The sequence below is a fragment of the Domibacillus sp. 8LH genome (genome assembly GCF_038806185.1).
In the GTDB taxonomy this organism is placed as follows: domain Bacteria; phylum Bacillota; class Bacilli; order Bacillales; family Domibacillaceae; genus Domibacillus; species Domibacillus indicus_A.
Map to the genome: position 1 here is coordinate 1 of NZ_JAVJNG010000028.1, position 17,669 is coordinate 17,669.

Consider the following 17,669-nt stretch of genomic DNA (forward strand, 5'->3'; position numbering starts at 1 on the left):
CCTGGCTACTGATATCATAAAACCATATGAAAAATGGTCAACCAGAAATATTTTCTGGCTGAGCTTATAATACGAAGGGGCAGTATAGTTAAATAAAAATTTAGGAAATAAAGGTTTTTTGATAACCTTCAAAGAAATCATTAGTCCATACACTTTCTCAAGGAGGCTACATAATGCCTGTAATTAATATAATTGTATGGGGGAAAGAGAGTGAATTCTAATACTAGAAATTTAACATACAATGAAACCGAAATTTATTGGAGGAAATATCAGAGATTTTTTCCTGAAGAACTGCGAATAAAAGAAAATAATCTACCAACTGAAGAATGGTGGATTTGGAAAGATTATCATATCCATCTGGATAGAACACCTGTTCAAAATTCGAAAATTAAAGTTATTTTTATTCATGGTGCAGGCGGAAACGGTAGACTATTCGCACCATATGCAAGAATGCTACAAGTGCATGGATATGATATTGTATCCCCAGACCTCCCTCCTTATGGTCTCAGTTACAAGGAGTCATTAAAATCCACAGATTACCATGAATGGATAAAAATAATGACCGAGTTCATCGAACAGGAATTTAATCGGGACGGAAAGCCAATTGTTTTATTGGGGGCGAGTATCGGAGGCATGCTTGCATATCATGTGGCAAGTCTGAGCAAACAAGTAAAAGGTTTGATTGTAACGACTTTCGTGGATACAAGTAATCAGAAAGTTCGTGATCAAATTGCCCCAAACAAGCTAATAAGCCGCTTGGGTAAATTCACGTTAGATAATTTCTTTTTTGTATTGGATTCGTTTCGAATTTCTGTTTCAAAAGTATCGAGAATGAAATTAATTACAAATAACTTTGATCTGACAAAACTTATTATGAACGATCCCCGAGCCGCAGGGACAAAAGTTTCTTTACGGTTTTTGAGAACATTCTTAAATATGAAACCAGTAATTGAGCCTGAATATTTCGATATTTGCCCTATTTTGCTCATTCATCCTGAGGTAGATCCAATGACACCATATAGATTGAGTGAATCTTTTTATAACCGATTACAATGTGAGAAAAATTGTGTGATTTTAGAAGGGGCTGGTCATTTTCCGATAGAACAACCGGGTTTGGAACAGATGAATACAGCTCTCCTAAAATTTTTAATTGAAATAGAAAATGACTTAGAGCTTATAGAAGACTAGTTTATACAATGTTGACGATCGATAAAGAATTTTATAATAAAATCGAACGAAGCTGTCATTTTGGCAGCTTTTCTTATTATGCTAACCGGCAGGTTAATTGAAGAAGAATAAATGAAAAACAAATATAGATAAACCCTTAGTATTAGCCCTAGTATAAGAAAATTACAGGCAAGAGATAATAAATGAAAAGGAGGCTAAACATAATGTCACAAGAGGATAACAATATACATGGAAAAACCCCAGGCGTACTAAAGGATGATATGGATAGAGAACCAATAGGAGATCGTTTAAATAGCGATAACGCATTTAGCGACAAAGGCTTAAACAATGCACGTTTAACCCGCGAAGCTGTGAAGAAAGGAAAGCATTGAACTACCGCCCACTTACCTGACGGTTGAGGTGGGGGTTTTCTCTCCAAAAATGATAAAATAAAGATACGGCCAGTTTTTATTTGGCTGGCTTTTTTGTGCCTTGCCCCCCCCCCTGATGGCGGCGTTTCTTGTTAAACTAACGGAGGTTTTAGTTAAATAAGAAACGGAAAAAGCCGATGCCATGGAAAGGGCGTCAGTGTTATTGATATTAAAAAGCGTATGTAATTCCAAATAGCAAGGGGCTGTCCCCACATTCAGTAAAAACTCAATTTGGGGACAGCCTCTTTTTGATGTAACATAATTATATTTATGTGGCTTTGCAAATTAAAATTGATATTCATTTTCTTCAAATAAACCACCCGTAAGTGGAACCAGTCATTTATAAATAATATCCTCTCTTAGCGAAGCAACTTTACTTAAAGCTTTATCTATATCTGCTTCATTTACTTCAAAGTGAGCAAGAGCAGCATGAAGATGGTTTGCAATAGCATCAAAATGGGCGGGCTGTATATTCATTCCTTCGTGTGCTTTTGCCATTGATTTTCCTGAATACTGGTTGGGGCCACCTAATGCAAAACTAATAAATTTTGTCTGATGACGGCGTTGTTTTTCCATATCTGTATGTTCAAAAAAGTGATTAACTGTATCGTCCTTAAGAACCAATTCGGAATAAAAATAGTCCACGACTTTTGCAATCGCTTCTTCTCCGCCAACTTTTTCATAAAGTGTTTGTTCCATTGATATACACTCCTATCTAGATGGTTATAATAACATTTCCCCTAAGAATGTGAGGTGCAACCTTGTAGATTATCATCAAGCATTAATATCCCACTCTTTTTATTTTATTATGTATTTAGTACCCTTTCCGAAATCACTTACAAACAGTTACCTTTGGGCCAGGGGTTTCTTAAAAACAATTCCTATATTTATATAACAGCCAAAAAAGGCCTCAAATTTTAAAATCTGGTCGTTTCCAATGCAGCATAATTGCATTTATGTTGTTCTAGAGGGTGTTTAATTCTTTTCAACATTTCTTGTTCTAGTTAGAATTGTTTCCCCTTTAGCTTCTACTATCTTCAAAAATATTTGGGCCACTGCTGGATCAAATTGAGTACCTATATTTTCACGAATTTCATTAAGAGCATATTCTAAATTTTTCTCACTTCGGTAAACACGGTTAGAAGTCATCGCATCAAAAGAATCAGCTACAGCTATAACCCGGGCAGCTATGGGTATTTGTTCGCCTTTTAATCCTTCAGGATAGCCTTTACCATCAAACCTTTCATGATGATATAAAACCATATCCAAAACACCATTGTGCTTAAACACCGGAACGTGTTTCAGTATCTTGTATCCAATAGTTGGATGTTTCTTTATCTGCGAAAATTCTGTTTCTGTTAGTTTGGACCCTTTCGTTAATATTGACTCAGAAACACCCATTTTCCCAAAATCATGGAAAATTCCCCCGAGATAGATATTATCACATTCTTTTTTAGAAAATTTCATTTCTTGTGCAATCATTTCCGCATAGTGGGCTACATTTTCTGAATGACTAGCCGTGTAGGAATCTCTTGAGTCAAGGGCATTTGCTAAAGCACGTGTTAAATGAACAACATTTTTTCTTTCCCTAAGATATCTTTTTATCAATACAGATAAACTGCAAGATACTAAAAAATAGGTAACCCAAGCCAAAAGAAATACTTCTATTTCAGGCATTCCTAATGGTGAAAAGTGAAAACGGAGAAGTGTAACTAACCCTGTTGCTATGACTTGCAGTGGCTTATTCTCAAAAGCAAAACCCATTAATACTACTGTCAAAAGGTAAAACCCTGTTAAACTTACCTCTGGGTAAACATAGGCATCCATAAATAAGTTTAACCCTAGACAAACAGCCAACACATAACGATACGGTATAGGGTTTTGCAGCAAAAACTCTAATTTATTTACGCGAATTGTGTGATCCATATGCTCCTCCCTTTTAGCTCCATTGCTCATTATTCAGCATAAATATCCATATTGAGTTAAAAAACCTAAAGGGTTTTACGAATACCGAGACCCGAGTTTTCCTTATCTTATCAAAACTGGACTACCTTAAGCTCAGCCTTTACCTAACTTATTGAATTAGGTTTTGGGTGGTATAAAATTTATAAGCTGACGTTCCTTCTTTCTTTGCCTGGTACATGGCTATATCCGCCTTCTTTAACAATGTCTCGCAGTCTTGTCCATCTTGAGGAGAAAAGGCAATTCCAATGCTCGTAGAGACAAATACCTCACTTTCTTGTAATTTTATAGGATTACTTAAATTAGATATAAGATGTTCAGCCATTTTTGAGGCTTCTTCCATATGCTTTATTTCAGGCATAATGAGTAAGAATTCATCTCCGCCTATTCTGGCAATCAGGTCTTTTTCACCTAAGCAGCTTTTAAACCGAAAGGCAACTTGTTTTAGCAGCACATCTCCAGCGGAATGGCCTAATGTATCGTTAATTTCTTTAAACCGATCTAAATCGAACAGCATAACGGCTACTACATCACCATTTTTTTCTGCTTCCTCTAAAGCCATTTTCAATTTTTGTTCAAAAAACCTTCGATTCGGCAACTCGGTTAATTCATCGTGGTAAGCTAGATATTGAATTTTTCCCTCTGCGTCCTTCCGTTCGCTGATATCCCGAATAATACCGGTAAAATAAACAGCCTCTTTTATCTTCCAAGAAGAGAGGGAAAGCTCTATAGGGATTTCACTTCCATCTTTCTTCAACCCATTCAATTCTACTGTTTTCCCTATAACTGTAGCTTGGTTTGTCGAAAGGAAACGCTTAATTCCTCTGTCATGGGCTTGCCGAAGAGCTGGAGGAATGAGCAGGTGCAGCTTCTTTCCTATTATCTCTTCTTTTTTATACCCGAATATCGTTTCAGCCCCTTTATTCCAGGAAGTAATCGTAGACTCGCTATCGGCCAGGATAATGGCATCTTTTGCAGATTGTATGACTGAATGGAATTGCTCTCGGCTATTTTGCAGTTCTTCCTCGACTTGCTCACGCATTCTTTTTTGCTTAGATCTAGAAATCCAAACAGTAATAACTAATGCACACAATGCGACCATTGTAATATCAGTCAGTAGTTCCTTACCCAATAAGGTTTCAATCATAGGATCTCGCGCCCTTTTTTAAAATTATGATGTATCTATTTCTTAGGGAAACCAATTAAAAGTGTGATTTATGCAGCATCAGAAAAATTACTGGCAGTCTTGTAAAAAATAAAATTAACTGTAAATCATTACCCTGTAGTCCTCTGCTTAAAATTTTCAAGCACAAAAAACCACCATAAAGATGATGGAGGCACAGGTACAGAAGTTATAACGATAATAATGCAACATAACCCCTGATCTATATAGCCAATCTCTTTCGGTAACCCGGCGGTCCTAACTGAATGAAGCTTTAGACCCATAGCTTTGCGTCCTTACCTTTCGATAAGTTTGCCGTTATCAAAGAAAATGTATATTTGTCTTCTGTTATTATAATCTCGTTAGGGTGTGGAAACAATTAAGAGCGTTCCTACTTGTTTTGACGTTGTTATAATATTAAAGTTAACAATCCAAACTTTGGATATGCATACTACGTTGAACATAAAGGTAACAGGTTAAAGTTCAATAATTAAAGTTGTATATCCATTAGGAGATTATTATAAGCATAGGCAGAATCTGTTTTATGATGAAAAAATCTTGAACTTCTTCTCAAAGCACATACATGTAGATCGACTGGTTCTGATAAAAAATCGAGCGATAAATGGTGCTGCGGGAGAAAATGAATCCGGGAAGCGGGTCTTTTGCTTGAAATCCGCTTTGCCAAATGTGTATTCATCCATTCTTTTAACTAAGAATCTGAAAACCCTGCCTTTCTCTGCAACGAAAAGTCCATGTGGCTTAACAACTCGCCACATGGACTTTTCGTTTTTTATCGTTGCTTACTGTTAAATAAAATATATACCTACAAAATTCACAAAAAATTCGTTGCTGTTATGAAGGAATCTTATCCTTATAAACTTGTCACTACAAACCTATGGAGGTCTGTATCATTAAGAACCCGTTTTACGCGCTTCTGTCGTTTCTACAGCTACTTCCCAATTCGGAAAATGATACAATGCATTTTTCATTAGCTCTGGATGGGACTTTTTTATTTGTTTCTTCCGAAGCTGCTCCCCGCTTCTTTGCTTTAATTCAGAAATTTGATTCATGACTTCTTCAACGCTCATACTCACTTCCATTTCCTTACCTCCCTTTCCTGACTTATTTTTATTCTCTCCATAATATTGGAGAGTCATACCCCGTTATGCCAGACAAGGGGGATTTTGTCATATTAGGCAAGAACACTCCACTTCAAGCTTACTACGCGGGGGATGTATCACTGAAAACGAAAAAAAGATGATTAGGTTAGAGAAGGTCATAATGTCCTGGAAAAGTATTACGGGAAGAAAGTGACAAAAGCAGAAAAGTCATTTTTTATAAGATGAGATTCATTTTACACCTAGACAGCAGGGTTAAGGCAAGTACCTATATCATAGCTCATCCTGCATACAGCAACGCAGTTGAAAAATTTACTGGAATGACAAAAGCTTGAGCGTTTTTTCTGTACGGGAGGATTTAGGAATACAGGGTAGCAATTGCCATTGAATATCATGAACGATCTATCAGATTTTACTGAAAGAGTACCCCCGCTTCCATTTCGTCAAGGGCGCAGCCCAGAAATAAGCGGTGGGTGAATGTCAGTTTTGCGAAGCAAACGTGTTTAGTTCCGCCTTAGTTTTGGTATAATTTGTATTATAGCTAATAAACGAGGTGAGTAGAATGCTGGTTAACAAAGCCTATCGCTTTCGCCTATATCCAACCAAAAAACAAGAAATATTGATTGCGAAAACCATCGGCTGCTCGCGTTTTGTGTTCAACCGCTTCCTTTCCTTATGGAACGAAAACTATCAAACAACTGGAAAAGGCTTATCGTACAGTGCCTGTTCAGCCCAGCTTACAAAACTCAAGAAAGAACTAGATTGGCTGCAAGAAGTTGATTCACATTCCCTGCAGTCATCCTTGAAACATCTTGCGGACTCATTTGACCGTTTCCTCAAGAAGCAAAACAAGGCTCCGCGATTTAAGAGTAAGAAGAATAAAGTGCAGTCCTACACGACAAATATTGAAAAAAAGAATCAGCTTCCGGAGGTAAGCATTTTGGGCAATCGCATGAAACTGCCTAGGCTGGGGTGGGTTCGTTTTGCGAACAGCCGTGACGTGCAAGGCCGCATTTTAAGCGTAACGGTACGGAAAAGCCCTTCCGGAAAGTACTTCGTTTCTTTGCTTGTTGAAACAGACGTGCAAGACCTGCCCAAAACAGATTCCACTGTTGGGATTGATGTCGGCTTAAAAGACTTTGCCATTCTCTCGAATGGGAAAGTATACAAAAATCCAACGTTTTTTAGAGCGTTAGAAGAGAAGCTTGCCAAAGCACAGCGCATTCTTTCCCGCCGCCAGCGCCTGGCGATTCAGAAAAAAAAACCTTTATCAAAAGCGAAAAATGTACAAAAACAGCGTATGAAAGTGGCACGTATTCATGAACAGATTGCGAACGCACGGACTGATTACCTGCAGAAAATCACGACCGAGATCATCAAAAACCACGATGTCATCGGGATTAAGGACCTGAAAGTATCAAATATGCTGAAGAATCGCACATTATCCAAAGCAATCAGTGAAGCTTCCTGGTCGGAATTCCGCACGATGCTGGAATACAAAGCGAAGTGGTACGGCAAGAAGGTGATCGCGGTTAATCCTCGCTACACCTCCCAAAGGTGCCATTCATGCGGATATACAGCGAAAGAAAACCGTCGAACACAAGCGGCATTTATTTGTGTTTCCTGCGGTCATTCTGAAAATGCGGACATCAATGCTTCCCGGAATATCCATGACTTAGCCATGGTTTAGTCACATAATTTGATTTTCCGCAGGAGACTTGCTGCAAAGTCGTTCGTACTGCCAACCGTCGGAGTGACGGGTGTAGCCTAATGAATTAGGGGCCAATAGGTTCCTGTACTTAGGAATCCCCCATGTTCAACGAACGTAGTGAGTAACTGGGGGTAATTCAAGTAATATATAAATCCAAGCTGCGTTGCACGTTACAATATAAAGTTTTAACCTTTAAGCTGTAATAGGGAGTTTTATGAGGAATCCGGAATGACAAGCCTCATTCGTTTTTTGGACAGTGAGGACACGCAGGAAGGTTTCTGCGAACACCCACTTTGAGGAGTGGTGGTTTAAAATTTTCTTTTATTCAACGGCAAAGGCGGCTGACTTACATACTTTATATGTCATATAGGTATAATCCGCAAACCTTAAACGTGATGCTTAAATGATTTAATAAATAGCAATACAAAAAAGCAGCCCTCATACTGGGCTGCTTTTTTTATCATCATTTGAGGCGTAATAACTGATGTTAATTCATATAACGATATTCTCTTAGGCTATTCAAAACAGAGATTTCCTGCAATAGCTCCTCACCAACATTCGTTTCTCCAACCGTTTTTCTCTCTAATTCTTCATCTACCAATCTTTTTACGGATAAAACATCTGTACCATTACATAGAACATCTTCTTTTGAATTAAAATGTTTATGGGCGACAAGCTGCATACCGTAGGAATTATACAGTAAAGTGTATCCCGCTATGCCGGTTGTTGATTGATACGCTTTGGAAAAACCTCCATCGATGACAATCATCTTCCCATTTGCCTTAATCGGATTTTCTCCATTAATTTCTTTAACTGGTGTATGGCCATTTATAATATGGCCTTGATCCGGATTCAGACCAAATTCAGTTAGGATTTTACGGCAAATGTCCTCATCTTCACGCAAATGGTAGTATGGGTTCTTTCTTTCTCTATGGGTTTCCTTATCCTGAATAAAGTACCTCTCAAAGGTTGTCATTTCTCTTTTGCCAAAGAGCGATGAATATTCTCCTGTCCATAAATACCAGACCATATCTGTCGCAAGGTCATCCGTCTCTTCAGGATGGGCAAAGGCATACCGTAAATAATGTTCAAAAATATCAAGCAAGTCACGGCCGGCATAGGTTTTATTTTCAATGATCATTTTTTCCATATTCCCTTCTTCATCTAAAGGAATACAGCCGTGTATTAATAGGTTCCCATTGTATTTCAAATAAAGACTGCCTTTTTTCATCAGAAAATTCATATGTCTAGCCAGTTTTTCTGAATGCTGAACAGAAAATAACAGTTTTTCGATAACCTGCTCTTCTTCCTCTAATAACTGATCCGGCTGCTCCGGGTTAATCGTTGCAAAACAAGTATTCTCCAGTGGGTATGTTTTCCCGTGAATCGTTACTTCGTTTCTGTCATAATCAATTTTCTCAAGCAAAAGCCGATCAGACATATCAAAACACGGGCGTCTCTTTATAATCGGGCTTTCAAGCTTGAACTGAATGATGGAAATGGCTTGATGAATTTTGGTGATTTGCAGCTGTTCTTGCTCAGATAAGTTTTCGTCTGAATTTCTTTTTGACCGAAAAGCTGGATTGTCGTCATAGTACTTTTCCGCAAGGTTCAGAAGCGGTCTCAGGTTGATTCCATACACATCTTCAATAATATCTAGATTATTGTACCGGGCACATATCCGAATAATATTCGCAAGACAAACCTTTGAACCGGCAAAAGCCCCTAACCATAGGACATCATGGTTTCCCCACTGAATATCAACGGAATGATAATTAATGAGCGTATCGATAATTTTATGAGGAGCAGGGCCGCGGTCATAAATATCCCCCACAACATGAAGATGGTCTACAACCAATCTTTGCGTGGTATAAGCAAGACCAATAATCAACTTGTCAGCTTGGCCAAGCGAAATAATTTGCTGAACCATTTTCGTATAATAATCTTTCTTGTTTTTGAACTCGTCTGTTTTATACAATAGCTCTTCAATAATATAAACAAACTGTTTAGGCAATGCTTTGCGTAATTTTGAGCGTGTGTATTTGGAAGACGCATAAGAAACAAGCTTCATCATACGCTCAATGATTTCTATATACCACCCATGTAATTCTTTTTCACTGCTAAAATTGTTTTTAATTAATTGTAACTTTTCTTCAGGATAATAAACCAATGTCGCAAACTCATTTAACTCTTTTTCATATAACTGATCTTTGAAAAGATCTCTGATTTTCACTTTTACATTTCCGGAACCATTTCGCAGCACATGCTGAAATGCCTGGTACTCTCCATGTAAATCACTAACAAAATGTTCCGTCCCCTTTGGCAGATCAAGGATGGCTTCAAGATTAATAATTTCAGTAACCACTTTTTCTTCACTATCATATTTTTGCGCCAATAAATCTAAGTATTTTGAATTCAAAATTATGTATCCCCTTTCAAAAATCGCCATTCATTCTTCAGCTAACTGTTTACTACTTCCATTATAAAAGAAAAATGAAGGATACGTTATAACAATCGTTACTATTTTATCCATGTTTTAAGCTACGTCTTGTTTAAGAATTACGGATTTTTCTGAAAAGGATACGGTTTTTCCATTCTATAGACAAATGGTTGAGTAATAGTTTGAGTTGTTATGCTCCTACATTTAGTCCGTGTTAAATGCTATTAATGATGTTTTATCGAAAGAAACAGAGGCCTATTTTAGGTTCCTCTGTTTTATATCTTATATAAAAAGCACTTATCGTTTAAGTACTTTTCCTGAAAAACTTCATTTAAAAAGAAACATAACACTTATTTGTCCTATTTTAACTTCTTCTCCATCACTTCTGCCATTTGTTGAGAATGTAAATCCTCTTCTTCATAGAGCTTATTCACAATGTTTTGATAGTCCTTTTCATTACGATTTTGACTTAGTTTATTGGCAGCTTGAATTTCTCGTACTTGAATCTTAAATCCAACAATTCCTTTTAATTCTTTTTCTAACAACTGGGGGGAAAGCTTATCCCATAGAACGGGATGCTTACGGTGTTTTTCGTACTTTTGCAGCAACATTGCCAGATCCTGTTTTAACTCTTCTTCATTCAAAACGCTGGCTGTACCATACACATGGACAGCTTGATAGTTCCATGTTGGGACATTTTCCTGTTCATACCAGGAAGAAGAGATATAGGCGTGTGGCCCCTGGAACATCACCAATACATCTTCACATGTTTCGAATGTTCCCCATTGAGGATTCCCATACGCCATATGCCCCGTTAAATAGTATGTGTCTCCTTCTTTCATTAACTGCAGTGGCAAATGAGTCGCAATTGGCTTACCTTGTTTTGTTGTTACGAGTGTTCCAAATGAGTTCATTTGAATAAACTCTCGAATTTCGTCTACATCCGTGACTCTATAATACTTAGGAATATACATGACCAGGTTCCTCCTTCATTCACTTCATTGTAAAATATAGTATGGTACATGCTGACATTTAAAAAGGTACAATTTCAAATAAATAAACATGTCAAAGGGGCTTAAAAATGAAAAATACTATTTTTGCTTTGAAGAAAGATTCCCCTAAATACAAACAAATCTACGAACAGTTTAAGCTATGGATTGAAGGGGGAGACATACTTCCTGATGAACAATTGCCACCCATTCGTCAGCTTGCAGACTCCCTTCATGTAAGCCGCAATACGACATTAACGGCTTATGAGCAGCTTGTAGCTGAAGGCTATATTCGCGGAGAAGGAAGAAAAGGTTATTTCGTAAATGAGTTAGAACCGCTTTTACTCCAGGAGACATTCATCTCTCTTAAAGAAAAGAAAAGTAAACCGATGGCACCTGCCCTCATCAATTTCCGAGCAGGCGCCGTAGACCAAACACACTTCCCTTTAAAAACTTGGAGGAGGATCGCCAATCAAGTATTAACGTTACCGGAGAGCTTCCGATATGGGGAGCCCTTTGGTGAAATAAGTTTGCGTGAACAAATTGCCATATACTTACTCCAATCCCGTGGAGTGAAAACAGATGCAAATGCCATTATAATCGGCAGTAGTACCCAGCAAATGCTTATTCATCTTGGGCATATACTGAAGGATGATTTCTCCAGTATTACAGTAGAGGACCCCGGGTATGATGGCGCGAGGGAAGCTTTTCAATTTCATCGTTTTACGATTGTGACGTTACCCGTTTATGAATCAGGGGCTGATTTTTCACAATTGGAACAAATGAATTCACGATTAATCTATGTAACACCTTCTCATCACAGTCCATACGGGGTAAGCATGCCTATTCAACAGCGGCAAACACTTATTCATTGGGCTGACAAGGTGCAAGGATATATTATTGAGGACGATTATGATAGTGAATTTCGCTATACACAACAACCCTTTCCAGCTCTTGCTTCCATTGATTCAGCAAAAGTCATTTATTTAGGGAACTTTTCAAAGTCCTTTCTTCCAGGAATTCGTTTAAGTTATATGGTGCTGCCACAGCCCCTTTTAAATCGTTATAAAAATCAATTTCTTCATTTTGAAGCTACCACTTCCCTGCTTAGCCAGCTTACAATGGCTAAATTTATGGAAGAGGGGGAATGGAGCCGGCATATTAAACGGATGCGTCTTGTTTATAAAAGAAAAATGCAGCACTTAGTAGCTGCATTAAAAGAGCAACTTGCTCAAAATATATCCATCATTGGTGAACAGTCTGGTTTGTACGTACTAGTCAAAGTACATCTGAAGTGTTCAGAAGAATGGTTAATTCAACAAGCTTCCTCTCATGGTATTACGGTATATCCTACGTCGCTCTACTTCATTAAAAATAACACCGACGAACCCATGGTTAAACTAGGTTTCAGTAATCTTTCTTACGATGAAATCAAACTTGGTGTGAAACTCTTAAAAAAGGCCTGGTTATAAAACAACTCCGCAATGGTTAGTTCTGTCTAACATTGCGGCGAATCCTAGAGGCTTAAAAATGCATTTTTTATTGAATGAACGAGCCCGTTTATATAATAAACAAATCAATAATATTATTTAGCAATCTGTTCTCTTAAGTCATTTATCAAAAAAGCTTTTGCTCAACAGTATCGGTTTACCACTGACCAGTAAGCGAAGAAGTTCATGTATATTTTAAAAATCCGGCTCTAATTAAACATATAAATATAAAAGAAGGAAGAACAGCTATTAAGCTGCTCTTCCTTCTTTTATTATCTTGCCCTGCAAGTTTTGTTCCCCCTTTCTTTGCCTGGCCGTCTTAATAGTAGATTTTGTATTCACAGCAGCTACATCTTTCTCTTTGGTGTGTTCACTTATGTATGATGCAGGATCTTTTGCTGCTTTTTGATTAGCGGTTATTTCGCGTTCTATCAGAAGATAATGACTTCACTCATAGAGAGGCCTATTTTTGGTCAATATGAGTCTGGGACCCCTAGGCGGCTCAGCTGCTTGTTTAGATTAATTTAAAATGCTATTAGTAATGAAACTGATAACATCTACAGAGAATTTTGTTAATCAAAAAAAGAGAAGAGGAATAGTCCCCTTCCCTTCTTACCTTTTGTGCTTTATTAAGACGTAATATTGGTTCTTCTTAAAATTCTCTCCAGTAAAGAACGTTAATGATTGTTTGAACAGTCCAGCGGCTTGAATCATATAAGAAGATTACATACACATTCATGAATAGATGCTTTCATTTAACAAAGTTAAAAAACTATTCCTTGCCAGACTTCGTGATATCAGCTTCAATTCTGCTTATGAACTCTTCTGCTGCGCTGTATCCTTGTTCCTTTAAATACCAGTTGTTTGCAGCGGCCTCAATTAACCCTGCCACATCACGCCCAGGCTGAAGTTGGATTTCTATGGAAGGGACCTTAACACCCATATAGTCAGTATAGTGAAATTCCTGTTCCAAATCATTATACAAGGCATCCTTCTCCCATTTGGTCAAATGGATATCAAGAGCTATTCGTGTTTCATCCTGAAACGCCTTACGACCGTATAAGCGGACCACATTCAATAACCCAATACTGCGGAGAGCCAAAAACTCCTTGGTTTTCTCGTCATGTGTACCTAGAATGGTTTGCGGACTAAGCCTCTTTAGGACAACAATATCATCGGCAACCAGCCGGTGTCCCCGGCGAATTAATGTGTGCGCTGTCTCGCTTTTCCCTACTCCCGAGCTTCCGCGAAGTAATATGCCAATGCCTGACACATTCATACAAACTCCATGTATCGCCATTTCGGACGCTAATTCTTTTATTAAATAACCATCCAATTTGGTGATAAACTCTGAAGTGATCTCAGGCTTGTTTGTTACTAACAAGGGGATCCCCTGCTCTGTACAATGATGAATTAAATAGGTAAGTCCTTCTTCACCAGCCGTTACGATAAAACAGGGTGGATGATAGTGAACAATATTCCCAATTCGGAGCTTGCGTTCTTCATGGCTTAATTTATGTAAATAGGTAATTTCCTTTTTCCCCAGGATTTGAACTTGTTCCGTTGGAAAAAAATCGAAATGACCAACAAATTCAAGGCCCGGACGATGCACTCGCGGCTGTGTAATTATTTTCTGCAGCTGGCTTTCACCAGCAAGTACTTTCAATGAAAACTTCTGAACTAAGTTTTCAACCGTTATTTTTTTCACTCTATACTCACGTCCTATTAGCCTTTTTATAATGAATTATACTTTAGATTCCTGGCGTCGTCACCCATTTACGAACAGGCTTTCCGAAAGCTGGGCATCAGCAGTAAGTATATAGCTTGTTCGTTTCGTTGTTAAAATGGCTCTCCCACTCTTTTGATGAAGTGAATATTCTTTAACAGGCCTTTCTCTTAAATTCGTTAGCAAAAATCAACCGCAACGTTTAAGAGAGTCTTTTTGTGAAGAAGTCAGTGTAAGAACCAAAGTAATCAAGCACGCTCAATTGCTGTGACAAAACGCACTCCTAAAAAATTAAAAAGCAAAAATTCTGTACAAGCAGCAAGCTCACAAAAAGTGGTCCATAAAGGCTGCTTTTTATTTTGATTAAAGTGCTTTATTATGAAGGATATCCGTCAAAATCTAGGAGGGATTTAGTGTGACAAAGGAAAAAGCAAAAAACATTGCCGAGCTTTTGAAACAGTCAAGCCATACAGTTATCTTAACTGGAGCCGGCATCTCGACTGAAAGCGGCCTTCCCGACTTTCGTTCACAGGGCGGTCTTTGGGATGGCAGACGCCCAGAAGAAATCTCCCACGCTTCTAAAGTAGGGACAGATGAGTTCCGCGAATTTTTCACAAAACGATTGAATGATGCAGCCGAGCATGAACCTAATGCTGCCCACCGCCTTTTGGCAGAGTGGGAGAAAAAGGGATTGGTTAAATCCATCCTTACCCAGAATATTGACGGATACCATAAAGCGGCTGGAAGCAAAAAAGTTCTTGAGCTTCACGGACATCTTCGCTACCTCACCTGTGATGGGTGTGAACGAGATTATGATGCAAGTAAATTTACCGTTGAACACAGTGATGTTTGTGTGGATTGCGAAGGAACTGTTCGCCCAAATGTGACTCTCTTTGGAGAAGAACTTCCGCACCTTGCTTGGTCTGAAGCGATTGAGGAAGCTAGAAAAGCGGATTTAGTGATCATTCTTGGCACCTCTCTTCAAGTATGGCCGTTCAACTCCTTAGTTGATGAAGCATATCAAGGAGGGAATGCCGCCCGGGTTATCATTGTAACAGAAAGTGACACACCCTATGACGGAATCGCCAGTATCCGATTGCATGATAAAATTACAGCCACCTTGCAAGCGGTGAACGAATACCTGGTATAACCGTGCCATTCTCCGGTGCTGTTTTTTTATTTTCACTTTTTTTACCTCTATGAAAGAAAAAGGCAAGTCCTTGTCTTAAATAGTTTCGCTCTACTACGATTGAACTGCAAAAACAAGTTCCCGGCTTTTGTCTTTTCTTTGACCTAATATGAAATGTCATATCTTTAGAGCTTTTGTCAGATGTATTGTTATTTCTCTTGATTTCTCATATGCTTTTTTTCTGTCTTATTTTAAATAATTAAAATAATCTGGAGAAATAACATGATAAACAATCAAATGAATCTAGAAGAGTTAAACAAGCAAATTAACGGCCTTCAACATGTTTTGATTGCCGCCGGGATGGAACATGGTCTTGGAAGCCCAGAAGCTTTAAGGTACAGTGAGCAATTAGATGAGCTTATCTTTCAATACCAGCTTCAAAACATAGGGAACTTTAAAGCTGGATAAGACTTCTTCTTTTTTTCTTCTGCATAACTTTTCATTGATTAGACCATAATAGTACTGTCATCTAAATCCCACATTACGAATCGTTACATTTTTTGCAGTCAGGTTTTCACCTGGCTGCTTTTTATTGTTCTTTCCGGCAGAAGAGCAGACACCCTATACGCTCCACTTCCCTGCCAGTCCACTCAACCACTAACCTGATAAATGTCGGTATTTGTCGATCAAATTGTATAGAATGCGGCCTTATTTTATAGCACAATAAAAAGAAATACCTATCTTGCATAACTTGATTTTATGGAAAATAAAAGCTCTAAAAAGAGAAAAATTTTCCCCTTTTATGCAGTCCGGTCAGCTAATGTAAAAGTTGCAAAATTATACGAACCGATCATGAAAACGGAGCTGATAAATTGAGTAGCTTATCAGATGGTATTCAGAACGCATTACTAAATATTTTCATAGTGTATTCTTGTTTCACTTTCTATTTCAAGTTTATTGAAGGAAAAACCACCCCATTGACAAGTAAAATTATGGTTACGCTTGTCTCTGCCGTATCCATTATTTTTTGTATGAGCTTCCCTATTATCAATTCTGCAGGTCATACTCCTGATTTTCGTCAAATCCCCCTCATCGTTGGGGCCTTATACGGAGGGCGCAGGGTTGCCGTTGTATTAACAGTGGTGATGCTGACATATCGTTTTTATTTAGACATCCCTCATTTTCATATGGCTTTATTGATTTATTCTCTGTTGCTTATTTCAATCATTTTTATTATTCCTTTCTTCCAAAATGCAGTTAATATGCGGCGAAAAGTACAACTGGCTGCAATAGCCGCTTTATTTGGATCAGGTTCCAGAATGGCACTGATGTTTTTCTTTGATTCAGAAAAAACAGATGTGGAATACCTTATCGTTTTCTTTACGATCTTGTTCACCCAATTGCTGGGGGTTGTATCGTTTGTGATTGTAAATGAAAGAACAAGGCAAAGTGCGCTGCTTTCCAGAGAAGTACTAAAGCTTGAAAAACTCAGGACGGTCAGTGAATTGGCTGCAAGTATTTCTCATGAAGTCAGAAACCCGTTGACGGTTACAAAGGGATTTGTTCAGCTATTGCGTGAGCCTGGCCTTTCGGATGAGGAGAAAAATAGATATGCTGAAACGGCATTGGAAGCACTGGATAAAGCAGAAGCTACGATCACAGAGTATCTTACCTTTGCAAAGCCTTCATTAGAAGACGTAAAGATATTGGATCTGCATCAGGAAATCATCCATATGCGAAATTTCGTGGATTCTTATGCTGCTATGAACAGTGTAAAAATTGAAATGAACCTAACAACGGATATTTATATTGCCGGTGAAGACAAAAAACTACACCAGTGCCTTATAAATGTAATGAAAAATGGAATTGAAGCGATGCCTGGCGGAGGGAAGTTACGAATTGATCTGTGTCGTATTGCAAGTAATGCCATTGTCACTATAACAGACACAGGGATCGGAATGAATAACGAGCAGCTTGACCGTTTAGGAAATCCCTTCTTCACGACGAAAGACATTGGAACCGGTCTTGGCACGATGGTAGTCTACAGCATTGTGAAAGCCATGGGTGGAAGGATTAAAGTAGACAGCGAAGTTGGGAAAGGCACTCGCTTTACAATCTTTTTCCCGGCAGTAGAGCAGGCTGTCCAATCTCCAATGGAGGCATCAGATAAACTGTTCTCTCCCCTTGTTCAGCACCAGGAGTAAAGAGTGGCTTGCTATTTTAAGCTGCTCTTTTTTATTTTCTCACATAGGAAATGCTCAAAGAACCATAAACAATTAAAAGAGACAGGGTAATAATCATTAGGATATTGAGTTGGGCCTGACCATTTTATCATCCCTATATC

General features: G+C 38.3%; 15 protein-coding genes, 1 other RNA gene and 1 riboswitch. Of the genes, 8 read left to right on the forward strand and 8 right to left on the reverse strand.

Annotated features, from left to right (window positions below):
* The first annotated feature begins 210 nt into the window (after positions 1-210).
* Both RG959_RS20495 and RG959_RS20500 read left to right on the forward strand, forming a co-directional pair.
* The gene (locus RG959_RS20495; protein WP_342798705.1) at positions 211-1,188 is read left to right on the forward strand and encodes an alpha/beta hydrolase; all 978 of its coding nucleotides are present in this window, start codon (positions 211-213) and stop codon (positions 1,186-1,188) included.
* A gap of 203 nt (positions 1,189-1,391) precedes the next feature.
* The gene (locus RG959_RS20500; protein WP_342798706.1) at positions 1,392-1,559 is read left to right on the forward strand and encodes a hypothetical protein; all 168 of its coding nucleotides are present in this window, start codon (positions 1,392-1,394) and stop codon (positions 1,557-1,559) included.
* 12 nt (positions 1,560-1,571) lie between these two features.
* Here the strand turns inward: RG959_RS20500 and RG959_RS20505 are convergent, their stop codons facing one another.
* The 5 genes from RG959_RS20505 to RG959_RS20525 form a co-directional block, all read right to left on the reverse strand.
* Positions 1,572-1,790: a hypothetical protein gene (locus RG959_RS20505; protein WP_342798707.1), complete on the reverse strand. Its 219-nt coding sequence runs from the start codon at positions 1,788-1,790 to the stop codon at positions 1,572-1,574.
* Positions 1,791-1,934: 144 nt separating this feature from the next.
* Positions 1,935-2,297: a group I truncated hemoglobin gene (locus RG959_RS20510; protein ID WP_342798708.1), complete on the reverse strand. Its 363-nt coding sequence runs from the start codon at positions 2,295-2,297 to the stop codon at positions 1,935-1,937.
* Between the two features lie 276 nt (positions 2,298-2,573).
* Positions 2,574-3,524 (reverse strand): HD-GYP domain-containing protein, encoded by a 951-nt coding sequence (locus tag RG959_RS20515; RefSeq protein ID WP_342798709.1) that lies wholly within the window; start codon positions 3,522-3,524, stop codon positions 2,574-2,576.
* A 148-nt stretch (positions 3,525-3,672) separates the two neighbouring features.
* Positions 3,673-4,707, reverse strand: coding sequence for a diguanylate cyclase domain-containing protein (locus tag RG959_RS20520; RefSeq protein ID WP_342798710.1), 1,035 nt, complete (start codon positions 4,705-4,707; stop codon positions 3,673-3,675).
* Between the two features lie 255 nt (positions 4,708-4,962).
* Positions 4,963-5,049: riboswitch (cyclic di-GMP riboswitch) on the reverse strand.
* Between the two features lie 584 nt (positions 5,050-5,633).
* Entirely contained in the window at positions 5,634-5,822 is a 189-nt protein-coding gene (locus RG959_RS20525; RefSeq protein ID WP_315691434.1) for a hypothetical protein, read from the reverse strand.
* Between the two features lie 580 nt (positions 5,823-6,402).
* Between RG959_RS20525 and tnpB the strand changes: the two genes are divergently transcribed.
* Positions 6,403-7,530 (forward strand): IS200/IS605 family element RNA-guided endonuclease TnpB, encoded by a 1,128-nt coding sequence (gene tnpB / locus RG959_RS20530; RefSeq protein WP_483298910.1) that lies wholly within the window; start codon positions 6,403-6,405, stop codon positions 7,528-7,530.
* Positions 7,531-7,703: 173 nt separating this feature from the next.
* Positions 7,704-7,899: non-coding RNA, 6S RNA (gene ssrS / locus RG959_RS20535), on the forward strand.
* Positions 7,900-8,038: 139 nt separating this feature from the next.
* Here the strand turns inward: ssrS and fbp are convergent.
* Both fbp and RG959_RS20545 read right to left on the reverse strand, forming a co-directional pair.
* Positions 8,039-9,970 carry a fructose-1,6-bisphosphatase gene (gene fbp / locus RG959_RS20540; protein ID WP_342798711.1) on the reverse strand — a complete coding sequence of 644 codons (1,932 nt, stop codon included), beginning with the start codon at positions 9,968-9,970 and terminating at the stop codon, positions 8,039-8,041.
* A 380-nt stretch (positions 9,971-10,350) separates the two neighbouring features.
* Positions 10,351-10,965, reverse strand: a complete 615-nt coding sequence (locus RG959_RS20545) for an FMN-binding negative transcriptional regulator (protein ID WP_342798712.1) — start codon at positions 10,963-10,965, stop codon at positions 10,351-10,353.
* Positions 10,966-11,072: 107 nt separating this feature from the next.
* Here RG959_RS20545 and pdxR point away from each other — a divergent pair, with 107 nt between their 5' ends.
* The gene (pdxR, locus tag RG959_RS20550) at positions 11,073-12,452 is read left to right on the forward strand and encodes a MocR-like pyridoxine biosynthesis transcription factor PdxR (protein ID WP_342798713.1); all 1,380 of its coding nucleotides are present in this window, start codon (positions 11,073-11,075) and stop codon (positions 12,450-12,452) included.
* A gap of 790 nt (positions 12,453-13,242) precedes the next feature.
* Here pdxR and hprK read toward each other — a convergent pair.
* The gene (gene hprK / locus RG959_RS20555; RefSeq protein WP_342798714.1) at positions 13,243-14,178 is read right to left on the reverse strand and encodes an HPr(Ser) kinase/phosphatase; all 936 of its coding nucleotides are present in this window, start codon (positions 14,176-14,178) and stop codon (positions 13,243-13,245) included.
* A gap of 433 nt (positions 14,179-14,611) precedes the next feature.
* Between hprK and RG959_RS20560 the strand changes: the two genes are divergently transcribed.
* The 3 genes from RG959_RS20560 (at position 14,612) to RG959_RS20570 (ending at position 17,529) form a co-directional block, all read left to right on the forward strand.
* Entirely contained in the window at positions 14,612-15,346 is a 735-nt protein-coding gene (locus tag RG959_RS20560; protein WP_342798715.1) for an NAD-dependent deacylase, read from the forward strand.
* 261 nt (positions 15,347-15,607) lie between these two features.
* On the forward strand, positions 15,608-15,793 hold the full coding sequence (locus RG959_RS20565; RefSeq protein WP_342798716.1) for a Spo0E family sporulation regulatory protein-aspartic acid phosphatase: 186 nt from the start codon (positions 15,608-15,610) through the stop codon (positions 15,791-15,793).
* A gap of 404 nt (positions 15,794-16,197) precedes the next feature.
* Complete coding sequence (locus RG959_RS20570) at positions 16,198-17,529, forward strand: ATP-binding protein (protein ID WP_342798717.1); 1,332 nt, start codon at positions 16,198-16,200, stop codon at positions 17,527-17,529.
* Positions 17,530-17,669: the final 140 nt, after the last annotated feature.